17 protein-coding genes are annotated in these 15,198 nt (G+C 69.1%); 9 read left to right on the top strand and 8 right to left on the bottom strand.

The window, feature by feature from the left end; genetic code table 11:
* Positions 1 to 11 precede the first annotated feature (11 nt).
* The 5 genes from IJ15_RS0118565 to IJ15_RS0118585 are packed head-to-tail and all read right to left on the bottom strand — an operon-like array spanning position 12 to position 5,298.
* Entirely contained in the window at positions 12 to 827 is an 816-nt protein-coding gene (locus tag IJ15_RS0118565) for an ATP-binding cassette domain-containing protein (RefSeq protein WP_031939849.1), read from the bottom strand.
* Positions 824 to 1,837 (bottom strand): ABC transporter ATP-binding protein, encoded by a 1,014-nt coding sequence (locus IJ15_RS0118570; RefSeq protein WP_031939850.1) that lies wholly within the window; start codon positions 1,835 to 1,837, stop codon positions 824 to 826. Before IJ15_RS0118570 ends, IJ15_RS0118565 begins: the two co-directional genes overlap by 4 nt.
* A complete protein-coding gene (locus tag IJ15_RS0118575; RefSeq protein WP_081880807.1) occupies positions 1,830 to 2,729 on the bottom strand; it encodes an ABC transporter permease in 900 nt (299 codons plus the stop codon). The genes IJ15_RS0118570 and IJ15_RS0118575 overlap by 8 nt, the downstream gene beginning before the upstream one ends.
* Complete coding sequence (locus tag IJ15_RS0118580; protein WP_031939852.1) at positions 2,726 to 3,667, bottom strand: ABC transporter permease; 942 nt, start codon at positions 3,665 to 3,667, stop codon at positions 2,726 to 2,728. The genes IJ15_RS0118575 and IJ15_RS0118580 overlap by 4 nt, the downstream gene beginning before the upstream one ends.
* Positions 3,668 to 3,711: 44 nt before the next feature.
* The gene (locus IJ15_RS0118585) at positions 3,712 to 5,298 is read right to left on the bottom strand and encodes an ABC transporter substrate-binding protein (protein WP_031939853.1); all 1,587 of its coding nucleotides are present in this window, start codon (positions 5,296 to 5,298) and stop codon (positions 3,712 to 3,714) included.
* 210 nt (positions 5,299 to 5,508) lie between these two features.
* Between IJ15_RS0118585 and IJ15_RS0118590 the strand changes: the two genes are divergently transcribed.
* The 4 genes from IJ15_RS0118590 to rdgB all read left to right on the top strand — a co-directional run bounded on the left by IJ15_RS0118590 (position 5,509) and on the right by rdgB (position 8,552).
* Positions 5,509 to 6,222, top strand: a complete 714-nt coding sequence (locus tag IJ15_RS0118590; RefSeq protein ID WP_197059860.1) for a rhomboid family intramembrane serine protease — start codon at positions 5,509 to 5,511, stop codon at positions 6,220 to 6,222.
* A 150-nt stretch (positions 6,223 to 6,372) separates the two neighbouring features.
* On the top strand, positions 6,373 to 7,131 hold the full coding sequence (locus IJ15_RS0118595; RefSeq protein ID WP_031939855.1) for a cyclic nucleotide-degrading phosphodiesterase: 759 nt from the start codon (positions 6,373 to 6,375) through the stop codon (positions 7,129 to 7,131).
* A 21-nt stretch (positions 7,132 to 7,152) separates the two neighbouring features.
* Entirely contained in the window at positions 7,153 to 7,935 is a 783-nt protein-coding gene (gene rph, locus IJ15_RS0118600; RefSeq protein ID WP_031939856.1) for a ribonuclease PH, read from the top strand.
* A gap of 5 nt (positions 7,936 to 7,940) precedes the next feature.
* Positions 7,941 to 8,552 (top strand): RdgB/HAM1 family non-canonical purine NTP pyrophosphatase, encoded by a 612-nt coding sequence (rdgB, locus tag IJ15_RS0118605; protein WP_031939857.1) that lies wholly within the window; start codon positions 7,941 to 7,943, stop codon positions 8,550 to 8,552.
* 55 nt (positions 8,553 to 8,607) lie between these two features.
* On the opposite strand, the gene IJ15_RS0118610 is transcribed toward rdgB, so the two are convergent.
* Positions 8,608 to 8,928, bottom strand: a complete 321-nt coding sequence (locus IJ15_RS0118610; RefSeq protein WP_231569586.1) for a DUF3817 domain-containing protein — start codon at positions 8,926 to 8,928, stop codon at positions 8,608 to 8,610.
* Between the two features lie 59 nt (positions 8,929 to 8,987).
* Positions 8,988 to 9,386: a glucitol operon activator gene (locus IJ15_RS0118615; RefSeq protein ID WP_031939859.1), complete on the bottom strand. Its 399-nt coding sequence runs from the start codon at positions 9,384 to 9,386 to the stop codon at positions 8,988 to 8,990.
* Positions 9,387 to 9,664: 278 nt separating this feature from the next.
* Between IJ15_RS0118615 and rpsP the strand changes: the two genes are divergently transcribed.
* Genes rpsP through trmD form a run of 4 tightly spaced genes read left to right on the top strand, consistent with a single transcriptional unit; the run spans position 9,665 to position 11,633 of the window.
* A complete protein-coding gene (rpsP, locus tag IJ15_RS0118620) occupies positions 9,665 to 10,108 on the top strand; it encodes a 30S ribosomal protein S16 (protein WP_031939860.1) in 444 nt (147 codons plus the stop codon).
* Positions 10,108 to 10,350, top strand: coding sequence for an RNA-binding protein (locus IJ15_RS0118625; RefSeq protein WP_031939861.1), 243 nt, complete (start codon positions 10,108 to 10,110; stop codon positions 10,348 to 10,350). Before rpsP ends, IJ15_RS0118625 begins: the two co-directional genes overlap by 1 nt.
* Positions 10,351 to 10,357: 7 nt before the next feature.
* Positions 10,358 to 10,924, top strand: coding sequence for a ribosome maturation factor RimM (gene rimM / locus IJ15_RS0118630; protein WP_031939862.1), 567 nt, complete (start codon positions 10,358 to 10,360; stop codon positions 10,922 to 10,924).
* 10 nt (positions 10,925 to 10,934) lie between these two features.
* Positions 10,935 to 11,633, top strand: a complete 699-nt coding sequence (trmD, locus tag IJ15_RS0118635; protein WP_031939863.1) for a tRNA (guanosine(37)-N1)-methyltransferase TrmD — start codon at positions 10,935 to 10,937, stop codon at positions 11,631 to 11,633.
* 99 nt (positions 11,634 to 11,732) lie between these two features.
* On the opposite strand, the gene IJ15_RS0118640 is transcribed toward trmD, so the two are convergent.
* Complete coding sequence (locus IJ15_RS0118640; RefSeq protein WP_231569582.1) at positions 11,733 to 12,680, bottom strand: class A beta-lactamase-related serine hydrolase; 948 nt, start codon at positions 12,678 to 12,680, stop codon at positions 11,733 to 11,735.
* A 73-nt stretch (positions 12,681 to 12,753) separates the two neighbouring features.
* Between IJ15_RS0118640 and IJ15_RS0118645 the strand changes: the two genes are divergently transcribed.
* On the top strand, positions 12,754 to 15,198 hold a 2,445-nt coding region (locus tag IJ15_RS0118645), incomplete at its 3' end, for a Tex family protein (protein ID WP_231569583.1).

Raw genomic sequence — 15,198 nt, forward strand, 5'->3', positions numbered from 1 at the left:
CGCCGACGGGATCAGACCGTCGCAATCCGTGCCGACCGCGGGACCGGAATCGGGATCGCGGACAGCAGTTCCCGGGTGTACTCCTGGCCCGGATTCGCAAAGACCTCGCTCACCGCGCCCTCCTCGACGATCGTGCCCGCCGACATGACGGCGACCCGATCCGCGATCACTTCGACGAGCGCCAGGTCGTGGGTGATGAACAGGTAGGACAGCCCGAGTTCGTCCTGCAGTTCCTGCATCAGGTTGAGCACCTGCGCCTGCACCGATACATCGAGGGCAGCGACCGGCTCGTCACACACGATCAGCGCGGGTTCGACGGTGAGTGCCCGTGCGATCGCAACCCGCTGCAACTGGCCGCCGGACAGCTCCGCCGGGAACCGCTCCAGGTAGCGCGGGCCGATCCCGACCTTGTCGAGGAGCGCGGCGGCGCGGCGGTCCCGCTCGGCTCGGCCCAGTCGATGATGGATGGCCAATGGTTCCGCGACGGCCTCGGCGATGCTCATCCGCGGATCGAGCGCGCTGAAGGGATCCTGGAAGATCATCTGCATGCGTCGTCGGAGCCCGCGAAGCTCGCGGCTCCCCAATGCGCGGACGTCCACCCCGTCGAAGAGGATCGTGCCCGCATCCGGCTCGATGAGACGCAGGACCAGGCGCCCGACGGTCGACTTGCCGGCACCCGATTCGCCGACGAGCGCGAGGGAGCGTCCGGCTTCGATCGTGAATGTGACGTCGTGGACGGCGGGTGCAGCGGACTTGCCCGCACCGACCAATCCCCGACGCGCGCCGAACGTCTTCCGTAGACCGGTGACTTCCAACAGTGCGGTCACGGGCGCCCCACTCCTTCCAAGACCAGTTCCTCCACTCGCGAACACCGCACCACCCGACCGTCGGCGCGTGCGGCAGTCGTCGGATGTCGGGTGTCGCAGACACCGGCGAGTGCATGGGGGCAGCGGACCTCGAACCGGCAGCCCTCCGACCATTCACCGGGCGCGGGGATACGTCCCGCGATCGTGTGCAGTGTTCGCCCGTTGCCGACGGTCGGGATCGATCCCAGCAGCCCCGAGGTGTAGGGGTGCAGTGGATCGAAGAAGACCTCCTCGCACGTGCCCTGCTCGGCGACCTCGCCCGCATACATCACGACAACCCGGTCCGCGATCTCGGCGACGACGCCCAGATCGTGGCTGATGAACAGGACCGCGACTCCGGTCCGCTCCTGGATCTCGCGGAGCAACTGCAGAATTCGCGCCTGGACCGTGACATCGAGCGCCGTCGTCGGTTCGTCGGCGATGATCATCTGCGGGTCACACGCGACCGCTGATGCGATCATGATTCGCTGGGCCATTCCGCCGCTGAACGTGTGTGGGTAGTCCCGTGCGCGCCGGGCGGCGTCGGGAATGTGCACCATCTCGAGCAGTTCGACGGTGCGGGCCCACGCGGCCTTGCGGTCCAAACCGAGGTGCGCCCGGATGTTCTCGGCGATCTGTTCGCCGACCGTGTATGCCGGGTTGAGGCTGCGGATCGGCTGCTGGAAGATCATGCCGACCTGATTGCCGCGGACCCCGCGAAGTTCCCGCTCCGGCAGACCCACCAGCTCGCGGCCGTCGAGCCGGATCGACCCGCCCGCCACCCGGCCTCCGCGCCGTTCGGTGAGTCCGAGCACGGCCATTGCGGTCACGGTCTTGCCCGAACCGGATTCTCCGACGAGGGCCACCGTCTCTCCGCGACCGACTCTCAGCGACACGTCCTGTACGGCCGGCACCCAACGGCCACCCACGTCGAACTCGACTGTGAGATCGCGGACCTCGAGAAGAGGCTTCATGGTCAGTGCGTCACGCATGCGAACCTCCCGATCGCCGGCGTCCCAGCGCCGCTTGCAGACCCTCGCCGACGAACGCGAACGCGAGCACGGTGAGGAAGATCATCACTCCGGGCGGCCATACCAGATAGGGGGCGACCGAGATGGTCTGGCTGGCCGTCGTCAGCATCGAACCCCAACTGGCCGTGGGTGGTTGGACGCCGAGGCCGAGGAAGCTGAGGCTCGCTTCGGCGCTCACCCCGATACCCAGGGCCACCGACATCTGGACGATCACCGACGGCAGCACATTCGGCAGGACGTGGCGCAGGACGGTGCGGGGACCCGAGCACCCCAGCGCCATCGCCGCCTCGATGTAGGTCTCCTGCCGGACGTCCTGGGTTGCGGCACGGGCGACCCGGAAGAACGGGGGCGCGAGAATGACACCGACCGCAATCATCGCGTTGGTCAGCCCGGGGCCGAGAATCGCGACGAGGGTCAGTGCGAGGATCAGCCCGGGCACGCTCATCAAACCGTCGTAGGCGCGGGCCAGGAATGCATCGATCCTGCCGCCGCGGAACCCCGCGAACACACCCGCCGGCAGGCCCAGGACGAGTCCGACGCACACCGCGATCGCAGCGGCGCGCAACGACACCCGGGCGCCGAAGATCAATCGGCTCAGCACGTCCCGCCCGAAGTCGTCGGTGCCGAGCCAGTGGGTTCCGTTCGGTGACTGCAGCCGTCCGAGGAGATCCTGAGCGTCGGGGGAGAAGGGCGCCAGCGCGGGCGCGAAAACTGCGACGGCCCCGAGCAGGAGCAGGAATACCATCGCGGCCAAGGCGAGCCGGCGGGACGCGAACGCCGTCGCGAATGCGCGCACCGGACCGGTGCGGCGCCTGGCGATGGGAACGGGTGAGGCTTCGTGGACGGTTGTCATGCGCGCACCTTCGGGTTGAAGTAGCCGTAGGAGATGTCGACGAGCAGATTGACGACGAGCACGATCGCGGTCGTCAGTACGACCAGTCCGAGCAGCACCGGGATGTCGCGGCCGAGGACGCTGTTCACCGCCAGGGTCCCCAGACCTGCCAGACCGAACACCGTTTCGATTGCCACTGTGCCGCCGATCATCTGCGCGAACCGAGACCCGAGGACGGTGACGACAGGCACCGCGGCGTTCTTCGCTGCGTGCTTGATCCTGACCTGGGTGACGCTGAGCCCCTTGGCCTCCGCATTGAGGATGTAGTCGCGGCCGAGGACATCCGCGAGCGAGGTCTTCAACTGCAGGGCGACCTCCGCCATCGGCAGCATGGCCAGCGCGATCGCGGGAAGTATCAGGTGCGAGATCCACGGCCCGAACCCTTCGGCGAGCGGTTCGTAGCCCAGTGCCGGGAGCCAACCCAGATTGACGGCCAGCACCACGACGAGGATCAACCCGAGCCAGAAGGGTGGAACTGCGATAGCTGCCGACGCGAGTGCGGTGATCATCCGATCGACCACCGCCCCCGGTCGCGCTGCGGCGGCCAGTCCGGCCAACGGGCCGATGACCAACGTGAGGATCATGGCCACCAGGACGAGGGACAGGGTCACGGTCAGGCGGTCGCCCACCATCTCGGCGACCGACTGACCGTTGACGAACGACTGGCCGAGATCGCCCTGCACCGCGTGGGCCAGCCACACCGCGTAGCGCTCGGGCAGGGAGTCGTCGAGGCGTAGTTGCTCGCGGATCTGCTCCACCTGCGCCGGAGTCGGATTCTCGCCGGCCAGGGTCACCGCCGGATCGCCGGGCGCAAGATCGATCAGGACGAAAACCACGAACGAGACGACCAGGAGCAGTGGAATCGCCATCAGCAGGCGACGTGCTGCGAACCGGAGCAATGGGTTCTCCCTTCAGGATGGGACGGGCGGTGCGAGGGCGGCGATCAGCCGGCGACCGCGAGTGTCCGCAGGTTCGGGAACCCGGATCGGATCCACGGCAGCGTGTCGACGTTGGTGACGCCCTTCGACTTCGCCCAGACCTGCTCGCTTCGCAGGATCGGCAACCAGTAGGCGTCGTCGGCCAGAACCTGCCAGATCTGGCTGTACAGCGCGGCCCGCTCGGCCTCGGACTTACGCGGGTCGGCGGCATCGCGGGAGAGCGCCTGAACCTGCTCGTCGCCGGCCGCGATCTTGTAGCCGGAGGTCACATAGTTCGTGACCGTCACCGCGGGATCCGCCTGCGGCTGAACACTGTTGGCCTGCGTCTGCAGATCGCCGGCCATGAATGCGCCGTCGATCTGGGCCTGCGGCAGCATCTCGACCGTTGCGTCGATTCCGACCGCTTCGAGTTGGGCCTGAACGGCCTCGGCGACGACCTGATTGGTGGAACCGGCAGCGGCGCTGATCGTCACGGCCGCTCCGCCCGCGCGGGTCACGAGCTCCTTCGCCTTGCCCGCGTCGAACGGATACGGATTCGTCAGGCTGTCGCTGTGGGCCCAGAAGCCCTCCGGGTAGAACTGATCGGCCGGCCGCGCGTTGCCGGAGAAGAGACCCTTGACGAGGGCGTCCTTGTCGATCGCGTGCGCGATCGCCTGACGCACCTCGGGCTTGGTGAGATCGCCGCGGGCCGAGTTGAACAGCAGCCCCTGGATCGACAGCTGGGGGACGGTGTCGCCCGCGATGGCACCCTGAGCGACCAGTGCCTTCGCCTCCTGCACCGGCGTCGATCCGGCGATCTGCGCCAGGTCGAGGGCGCCTGTCCGGACACCGTTGAGGCGAGCGGCGGTGTCGGCGCTGTACTGGATCTTCAGGCCCTGCAGGAAACCGGCGTCCGGGTCCCAGTAGTCGGCGGCCTTCTCGAAGTCGACCTCGACACCGGGATTGACCTTGGTCGGCAGGTACGCGCCGGAGCCGGCGTTGCCGGGATTGGTGGCCAGCTCGGAAGCGCGCTCGGTGAGGGCCTTCGGGCTCACCATCATGCCTGCATTCAGTGCGAACAGTGCCGGCAACGACGCACCCTGGCCGGGTTCGAGCATCAGTCGGACCGCGGTCGGACCGACGACGTCGACGGCGGTGATCGGCGTGAGCTGCGCCGCGATCGTGCTGCCGGGCAGCGACTTGCCGCGCTCGATGTTGGCCTTGACGGCGGCGCCGTCGAACGGCGTGCCGTCGTGGAACTTCACGTCGTCGCGAAGCGTGAGATCCAGCGAGGATCCGTCCGGTGCGAACGTCCATGCGGTCGCGAGCATGGGCTTGACGTTGTAGTCGGCGTCGAGCTGGGTGAGGGCGTCGTAGATGAGGAACGTGTACACGTTCTGCCCGATGTTGTTCTGCAGTGCCGGGTCCAGAATCGTCGAGGGCGACGGGACGGAGACGGTGAGTGCCGCGGTTCGGTCGTACTCGCCGCTTCCGGTCGCGGTGGACCCGCTCGTGGCGGAGGAGCTGCCGCTGCTGCACGCGGTGACCGCCATGGCGGTTCCGGCGAGTGCGACTGCGAGAAGGCGTCGAGCTCGGTGCCTGCGCTGAGTCATGCTTCTACCCCTGATCGGTGTGAGTAGGGAATGGGGCAGCGAGAAATACACCGGGCGTGACCTTTTCGGATGCCGGCTCTGCTGCGTTCTGTATGACGCGGATCACAACATAAGCCGCACGGGCGAGTGTGTCAATCAATTGATTGATTGAGGTTTGATCGGCTGATTGGGATCGGTGACGGGCGGTGGCGCCAAGGCGTTCGTGCCTCGATGTCCCCGCATCGCTCGGTAGGCTCGGTGGCGAGTCGAACGCGTATCGGAGGAGTCCAGGTGGGCAGTGCAGGGGATCTATCCGTGACGACGACGAGCGCGCAGCGCCCGCTGTGGCAGCGGGCGGCGATGACGATCGGTGGGTTCGCGGTCGTCCTGTACGTGCTGGAGGCGTTCGACACGGTCGCGTCCGACAATCCGCTGGACCAGTGGGGCATCGAACCGCGCACGCTCGACGGCCTGTGGGGGATCCTGTTCGCGCCGATGCTGCACTACGGCTGGGGGCACCTGCTGGCCAACACGGTCCCGCTGCTGATCCTCGGGTTCCTGGTGCTGATGTCGGGGATCGGCCGCGGACTCGCCGCGACCGGGATCATCTGGGTGATCGGCGGGGTCGGCACGTGGCTCACCGGCGGTGCCGGTGCGCATCTCGGCGCGTCGGTCCTGGTGTTCGGCTGGCTCACCTACCTGCTGGTGCGGGGCATCTTCACCCGCAGTGTCGGGCAGATCCTGCTCGGGGTGGTGGTGCTGTTCGTCTACGGCGGCATGCTGTGGGGCGTACTGCCCGGGCAGTACGGGATCTCGTGGCAGGGGCACCTGTTCGGCGCGATCGGCGGCGTCGTCGCGGCGTGGGTGCTCTCGTCCGACACACGCAGGCGTCGGGCCGCGGCGCCGACGGGCGGCCCGTCCGGGATCCAGTTGCCACGCATCTAGAACAGTCGTGGACCTGCGCGCACCTGCCTCGACGATCACACGTCCGGTGGGTACGCCGAGGGATCACAATCCGGCCGCAGATGTGAGTTCACGCAGCCGAAAGTGCCCGAAGCTTTTTGAGAGCGTGGTGGTCGTGGCAGCATAGTTTGCATGCGCATTACGGTCCTGGGATGTTCGGGCAGCGTCTCCGGACCAGACTCGGCTGCTTCGGGCTACCTCGTGACGGCCCCGAACACCCCGCCGGTGGTGATGGATTTCGGCCCCGGCGTGCTCGGTGCCCTGCAGCGGTACGCCGATCCCGGCGAGGCCACGATCCTGCTGTCGCACCTCCACGCCGACCACTGCCTCGACATGCCGGGTCTGCTCGTGTGGCGTCGCTATCACCCGACTCCGCCGGCCGGTCGAGCCCTCGTCTACGGCCCGACGGACAGCGCGTGCCGCATCGGCGTCGCGTCCGCCGAGTGCGGCGGCGAGATCGACGACATCTCCGACACGATCGATCTGCGCAGCTGGTCCGACGGCCATGTCGCCGAGATCGGCGAGATCACCGTGCAGGCACGCCGGGTCAACCATCCGCCCGAGGCGTACGGGTTCCGGGTGACCAGCGGGACCGGCCGGGTCCTCGTCTACACGGGTGACACCGGCATGTGCGAGTCCGTCGTGGATCTGGCACGGGGAGCGGACGTGCTGCTGTCGGAGGCGTCGTGGACGCACAGCGCCGACCGACCCGAGGGAATTCACCTGTCCGGTACCGAGGCCGGCCAGATCGCGGCCCGTGCCGGGGTCGGCGAGCTGTTGCTCACCCACATCCCGCCGTGGACGTCCCGCGAGGACGTCATCGCCGAGGCCAAGGCCGAATTCTCCGGCCCGGTGCACGCGGTGTCGGCCGGGGACGTCTACACCGTCTGACCCCGACTAGGCTCTCCGAATGTGACGACACGAGAAGACGGTAGGACCGACGATCAGCTCCGCGAGGTTCGGATCACGCGGGGATTCACCAACCATCCGGCGGGTTCGGTGCTGGTCGAGTTCGGCAACACCCGGGTGATGTGCACCGCGAGCGTCGAGGAGGGCGTGCCGCGCTGGCGCCGGGGTTCGGGGCTGGGCTGGCTCACCGCCGAGTACGCGATGCTCCCGGCCGCCACACACACCCGCAGCGGCCGCGAATCGGTCAAGGGCAAGGTCGGCGGGCGCACCCAGGAGATCAGCCGCCTCGTCGGACGGTCGCTGCGCGCATGCATCGACCTGGCCGCCATCGGCGAGAACACCATCGCGATCGACTGCGACGTCATCCAGGCCGACGGCGGCACCCGCACCGCGGCCATCACCGGCGCGTACGTCGCGCTCGTCGACGCGGTGACCTACCTGCGCGCGGCCGGACGCCTCGCGGACCCGCAGCCCATCTCGTGCGCCATCGCCGCCGTCAGCGTCGGTGTCGTCGACGGCCGCGTCCGACTGGACCTGCCGTACGAGGAAGACTCGCGCGCCGAGGTCGACATGAACGTCGTCGCGACCGACACCGGCACCCTGGTCGAGATCCAGGGCACCGGCGAGGGCGCCACGTTCCCGCGCTCGACCCTCGACAAGCTGCTCGACTCCGCGCTCGCCGGCTGCGAGCAACTGTTCGAGATCCAGCAGGCCGCATTGGCCGAGCCGTACCCGGGCGTGCTGCCCGAGCCGGCCGAGCCGAAGAAGAAGGCGTTCGGCAGTTGAGCGCCGTGACCGGCAAGATCCTGGTCGCCAGCCGCAACGCCAAGAAGCTCGGTGAGCTGCGCAGGGTACTCGAGGCCGCCGGCATCGACGGCCTCGAGGTGATCGGCCTCGACGAGGTACCCGCCTTCCCGGAGACCCCGGAGACCGGCGCGACGTTCGAGGACAACGCGCTCGTCAAGGCGCTCGACGGCGCCGCCGCCACCGGGTTGCCGTGCGTCGCCGACGACTCCGGCCTCGAGGTCGATGCACTCAACGCGATGCCCGGCGTGCTCTCGGCCCGCTGGAGTGGCACCCACGGCAACGACGACGCCAACACCGCGCTGCTGCTGGCACAGCTGTCGGACACGCCGGACGAGCGTCGGGGCGCGGCGTTCGTGTCGGCGTGCGCCCTGGCGATCCCGGGCTCGGACCCGGTCGTGGTGCGGGGGGAGTGGCGCGGACGGATCGTCCGGGAGCCGCGCGGCGGCAACGGATTCGGCTACGACCCCGTCTTCGAACCCGAGGGCGAGCAGCGGACCTCGGCCGAGCTGTCACCGCAGGAGAAGGACGCGGCCTCGCACCGCGGCCGAGCGCTGGCCCAGCTGGTGCCGGCCCTCGCGCGACTCGCACGCGGATAGGAATGCACGAAGGGCCCGTCCTGGTGGACGGGCCCTTCGTCGTGTGCGGGTGGGATCAGACGCCGAAGTCGCGCTTGACCTGGACCGTGCGCTGGTGCTCGATGAAGAACGACAGGAACGGGACGGTGCCGGCGAGCAGGGTGCCGATGGTGCGGCTCGCGGGCCAGCGGACCTTCACCGCGAGGTCCATCGTGAGGATCAGGTACACGAAGTAGACCCAGCCGTGCACGATCGCGATCCAGGTCGGCAGGTTGTCGACGCTGAAGATGTACTTCGCCACCATCTCGGCGGTGAGCACGAGCAGCCAGATGCCGGTCGCGTACGCGAGCACCCGGTAGCGCAGGAGCGCGCCCGCGATCTTCTTGTCGCCCTGCACGGGGGGCGCCGACGCCGGCGCGGTGGACTGCTGTGGGGTGGTCTCGTGGGGGCCGCCGCTCACTTGTCGCTCCTATCGGGCTCGCGAGCAGAGAGCCCGGCGAGGTAATCGTTGTACTCGAGCATCTGCCGAGACTCGGGATCGTCGAGGTCGTCGGACGCCGTCTGCACCTTCGGGCGTTCCGGCAGCAGTCCCTCGGGGACGTCGGTCGGTGCATCCTCGGCGGCCTTCGCGGCCGCCTCGGCGCCACCGTCCTCGAGGTGGACGAAGCGGCGGTACGCGTACACGACGAATGCTGCGAACAGCGGCCACTGGAACGCGTAGCCGAGGTTCTGGCCGTTGCCGCCGACCGCCTCGAATCGGGTCCACTGCCACCACCCGAGCGCGAGGCATCCGGCGGCCGCGACGATCACCAACACGATCAGTGCGGGGCGTCGATTTCGAACAGTTCTGGCCACACATCGAAGGTACCCGAGGTGGGGGCCCTCCCCGTAGGGGTGCCCGGTGGTCCTCGTCACCCGGACGGTGCCCGACGTCCACCCCCTGCGGGCTCGGTCGGCCCGCATTTCGCTCACTCGCCGGGATCTGGCAGAATCAACCGCTGTTCGTCGCATCCGGTTACGTACCGCGCGACGGTCACACGAGAGAGGCAAAACCGGACCCGCCGCCCTGGCAGGTCGCCGAATTGCACGTGACACGTGTGCACTGGTGTGCGCACTGAAGGAGATACGCAGCGATGGCTGTCAAGATCAAGCTCACCCGCCTCGGCAAGATCCGCAACCCGCAGTACCGGATCATCGTCGCGGACTCTCGCACCCGCCGCAACGGCCGTGCGATCGAGACCATCGGCAAGTACCACCCCAAGGAAGAGCCCTCGCTGATCGAGATCGATTCCGAGCGCGCTCAGTACTGGCTGGGTGTCGGCGCGCAGCCGACCGAGCCGGTCGAGAACCTGCTGAAGATCACCGGTGACTGGCAGAAGTTCAAGGGCCTGCCGGGCGCCGAGGGCACCCTGAAGACCAAGGAAGCCAAGCCGTCGAAGCTGGAGCTGTTCCAGGCTGCGCTGGCACAGGCCGAGAACGAGCCGGCCGCCGAGGCCATCACCCCCAAGAAGAAGAAGGCCGCCAAGGACGCAGAGGCTGAGGCTCCTGCCGCCGAGTCCACCGAGGCTGCCGAGTAATGAGCGCCGTTGTCGCCGATGCCGTGGAGCATCTCGTCCGTGGGATCGTCGCCAACCCCGACGACGTTAGCGTCGAGCTGATCACGGGGCGTCGGGGACGCACTGTCGAGGTGCATGTGCACCCCGACGATCTCGGTAAGGTGATCGGTCGCAGTGGTCGTACTGCGACCGCGCTGCGGACCCTGGTCTCCGGTATCGGGGGCCGTGGGATCCGCGTCGACGTCGTCGACACCGATCAGTAGGACGGCAGTGGAGCTCGTCATCGGCCGCATCGCCAAGTCGCACGGCATCAAGGGTGAGCTGGTCGTCGAGGTTCGCACCGACGAACCCGGCGAGCGGTTCGCCGTCGGCGCCGAACTGCGTGGCCGCAAGCCTCGCGAGCAGAAGCTGCGCACCTTCACGGTGGAAGCCGCCCGGGAACACTCCGGGCGGCTTCTGCTGCGCCTGCACGGCGTCGCCGATCGCACCGCCGCCGACGAGTTGCGCGGCACGCTGTTCCTGATCGACACCGCCGACCTCACCCCGTCCGACGACCCGGACGAGTTCTACGATCACGAACTCGAGGGCCTGGCCGTGCGGATCGCCGCCGGACGCCCCGACGCCGGCACGCCGGTGGGTACCGTGATCGAGGTATTGCATTCCGCCGCAGGCGAATTGCTGTCCATCCGCCGGACCGGGCAGACGTCGGGCGAGTTGCTCGTCCCGTTCGTCACGGCCATCGTGCCGACCATCTCGATCGCCGACGGCGTCATCGAGATCGATCCGCCCGAGGGCCTGCTGGATCCCGACTTCGGCGACAGCCGCAACGAGGAGTGACCGAACCGCCGTGCGTCTCGACGTAGTCACGATCTTTCCCGAATACCTCGAGCCGCTCCGCGCGGCGCTGCTCGGCAAGGCGATCGACAAGGGACTCATCTCCGTCGGCGTCCACGACCTGCGGCGCTGGACCCACGACGTGCACAAGGCCGTCGACGACTCCCCGTACGGCGGCGGGCCCGGCATGGTCATGAAGCCGACCGTGTGGGGCGACGCCCTCGACGAGGTCCTCACCGACGACGACGGTGAACCCGACACCGAGGCGCTGCTCGTCGTCCCCACCCCCGCGGGCGTGCCGTTCACGCAGGCCACCGCGCACCGCTTGGCCCAGGAGAAGCACCTGGTCTTCGCGTGCGGCCGCTACGAGGGCATCGACCAGCGGGTGTTCGACGACGCGGCCCGACGGGTGCGGGTCGAAGAGGTCTCGATCGGCGACTACGTCCTGATCGGTGGCGAGGCCGCGGTTCTCGTCATGGTCGAGGCCGTCGTCCGGCTGCTGCCCGGAGTTCTCGGCAATCAGCAGTCGCACCAAGAGGATTCGTTCTCCGACGGCCTGCTCGAGGGGCCCAGCTACACGCGTCCGGTCAGCTGGCGCGGACTCGACGTCCCCCCGGTCCTGCTGTCCGGCGATCACGCCAAGGTCGCGGCCTGGCGTCGGGCACAGTCGCTGCAGCGTACGGCCGAGCGTCGGCCCGATCTCCTTCCCTGATTTCGCGTTTCGCGCACTTTTCGCGGGAAACCCCGCGGCGAACTCGCGACAAGTGCGCAAATCGCGGGGTGACGGGGAGTCCCTCGCTGCGGGCGCCGGCTAGTCGATCCGCCGCTGCGGGAACAGGGTTCGGGCGGCGGCGGTGATCGTCTCGCGGGCGTGCGCGGCGCTGACGTCGTCCACGGCCGCGGTCAGCGAGGTGTCCGGGTAGTAGTCGACGTCCTCGTCGCCGTAGTCCAGGTCCTCGCGGGACAGCAGCACCAGCACGTAGCGGTCGTCGGCGCCGACGACCCCGGTCGACAGGTGCGTCCAGCGATCGCCGACACAACACATCCAGCCCTGCTTGACGGCCTTCGCGGTCTCGTCGGCGAGGCCGTCGGGGATGCCGAATCGCTGGTCGTAGCCGTCCGCCGCGATCGGATTCGAATTGCGCAGGTAGCCGAGCAACTCGTCACGGTGCGGTGCGTCGAGCCCGCCACGGCCGTCGAGCACCGCGGAGTAGTAGCCGACCAGGTCGGCGGCCGTGGTCTCGGTGTTCCACCAGTTGTCGTCGTAGGGCACCGACGTCGCCGGAAGTCCGTACCGGGACACGACGTCCTGTACCAGTTCGGACGCGCCGTACTCGTTCCACAGCTGGTTCGCGGCGTCGTCGTCGGAGTCCTCGAGCATCCGAGCCACGAGCGCGTGCTCGTCGTCGGACAGCTGCAGGTCGTCGGCGGTTTCGCGGTAGAGGAGGTCGTCGGCGATGAACAGTTTCGCGACGGACGCGGTCGCGAACGGTTCGGTGTCGGCGAAGGAGACGTAGCGGCCCTCGAAGCGGTCCAGCAGCGCCAGGGTGAGATCGGCACCGCGGCCGGCGGCGTCGGCGACGGCCTTCGAGATCCGAGCCTCGAGCGTGACGGGCTGCGGTCCGGGATCGGTGGTGACCTCCCGCACGGCCGTGTGCCGGCTGTCGGGGACGACATCGCCCATCGTCTGCGCCGCGCACGAGGCGAGCACTCCCACCGCGAGGCACACTCCGCCCAGGCGTCGCGCCCGTCCTGCCACCGGTTCCTCCCCAGATCGGTTCGCCGGGCTCACGGCCGACGCCTCGGACAGGCTAGCGGTAGGGTCGATCGCCGTGACGGTTGCTCCCCATGCACTCAAATCCGTGAACCAGCGCATCGCCGACGAACTCGACGTCCGGGAGGGTCAGGTCGCCGCGGCCGTCGACCTCCTCGACGGCGGAGCCACGGTTCCCTTCATCGCCCGCTATCGCAAGGAGGTCACCGGCGGCCTCGACGACGCGCAGCTGCGCCAGCTCGAGGAACGGCTGCGTTACCTGCGCGAACTCGACGACCGGCGGGGCGCGATCCTGGAATCGATCCGCTCCCAGGACAAGCTCGACGCGGCACTCGAGCAGCAGATCATGCTCGCCGACACCAAGGCGCGCCTCGAGGACATCTACCTGCCGTACAAGCCCAAGCGGCGCACCAAGGCGCAGATCGCGCGCGAGGCCGGGCACGAGCCGGTGGCCGACGCGCTGATCGGTGACCCGACCGTCGATCCCGCCGGGTACGACGCCGAGCAGCTCGACGGCGCGCGGGCGATCCTCGTCGAACGATTCGCGGAGGACGCCGACCTGGTCGGTGAGCTGCGCGAGATGATGTGGACCCGCGGGCAGGTCGAGTCGTCGGTCCGCAAGGGCAAGGAGTCCGAGGGCGCCAAGTTCGCGGACTACTTCGAGTTCTCCGAGCCGTTCGAGAAGCTGCCCTCGCACCGCATCCTCGCGATGCTCCGCGGCGAGAAAGAAGAGATCCTGTCGCTGACGCTCGCGTCGGACCGCGAGCCGCTCGAGCCGGGGGAGACCAGCGTCTACGAGGGCCGGATCGCCCGCCGGTTCGAGATCGCCGACCGAGGCCGTCCGGCGGACCGCTGGCTGCTCGACACCGTCCGGTGGGCGTGGAAGACGAAGATGCTCGTCACCCTCGGCATCGACACCCGGATGCGGCTGCGTCAGTCCGCGGAGAAGGACGCCGTCGACGTCTTCGCGGCCAACCTCAAGGACCTGCTGCTCGCCGCGCCGGCCGGTACCCGAGCCACGATGGGCCTGGACCCCGGCTTCCGCACCGGCACCAAGGTCGCGGTCGTCGACGCCACCGGCAAGGTCGTCGCGCACGACACCATCTACCCGCACCAGCCCCACAACAAGTGGGACCAGTCCCTCGCCACGCTGGCCGCGCTCGCCGCCAAGCATGGCGTCGAACTGGTCGCGATCGGCAACGGCACCGCATCACGGGAGACGGATGCACTTGCCGCCGAGCTGATCTCGAAGTTCCCCGAGGCCGGCCTGACGAAGGTGATGGTCTCGGAGGCGGGCGCGTCGGTGTACTCGGCGTCGGCGTACGGATCGCAGGAACTGCCCGACCTGGACGTCTCGATCCGCGGTGCGGTGTCGATCGCGCGGCGGCTGCAGGATCCGCTGGCCGAACTGGTGAAGATCGACCCCAAGTCGATCGGCGTCGGCCAGTACCAGCACGACGTGTCCGAGACGATGCTCGCCCGCTCGCTGGGGGCGGTCGTCGAGGACGCCGTCAACGCGGTCGGCGTCGACGTCAACACCGCCTCGGTGCCGCTGCTGTCGAGGGTGTCGGGCATCGCCGGCTCGCTCGCCGAGAGCATCGTCGCGTTCCGCGACCAGAACGGCCCGTTCCGCAGCCGCAAGGGCCTCAAGGACGTGCCGCGTCTCGGGCCGAAGGCGTTCGAGCAGTGCGCCGGCTTCCTGCGGATCCGCGGCGGCGACGACCCGCTCGACGGGTCCAGCGTGCACCCCGAGGCGTACCCCGTGGTTCGCCGGATCGTGCAGGCCTCCGGATCTGCGGTGGGGGAGTTGGTCGGCAACACCGCCGTCCTGCAGAAGCTGACGGCGGCGGACTTCGTCGACGAGAAGTTCGGCCTCCCGACCGTCACCGACATCATCGCCGAACTCGACAAGCCGGGCCGCGACCCGCGCCCCGAGTTCAAGACCGCGACGTTCGCCGCCGGCATCGAGAAGGTCGCGCACCTGAAGCCGGGCATGGTGCTCGAGGGCGTCGTCACCAACGTCGCCGCGTTCGGCGCGTTCGTCGACGTCGGCGTGCACCAGGACGGCCTGGTACACGTGTCCGCGATGTCGCGCACGTTCGTCAGCGACCCGCGCGAGGTCGTCAAGTCCGGCGACGTCGTCAAGGTCAAGGTGCTCGAGGTGGACGTCGAACGCCAGCGCATCGGACTGACACTGCGCCTCGACGACGAGGTCGGTGCCACCAGTGGACCGCGCGGTGGGCAGCGCCCCAACGGACCACGTCAGGGCGGCCAGGGCGGCCAGGGCGGCCAGGGCAACGGTGGTCAGCGGCAGGGCGGTCAGCGGCAGGGGCGCGGCGGGCAGGCCGGCCCGGGCCGGGGCCGGCGCGCCGAGCAGCGGCCCGCGGGGGGGTCGGTGGGCGGCGCGCCGCGCCAGGGCCGGGTCGGCCAGGAGCCGCGCGCCGACGGCGCCCCCCGGGCCGGTGGCCGGGGGCGCCGTCGCAGCGGTTCGGCGGCCTGCAGG

Source organism: Prescottella defluvii, from assembly GCF_000738775.1.
Lineage (GTDB): Bacteria > Actinomycetota > Actinomycetes > Mycobacteriales > Mycobacteriaceae > Prescottella > Prescottella defluvii.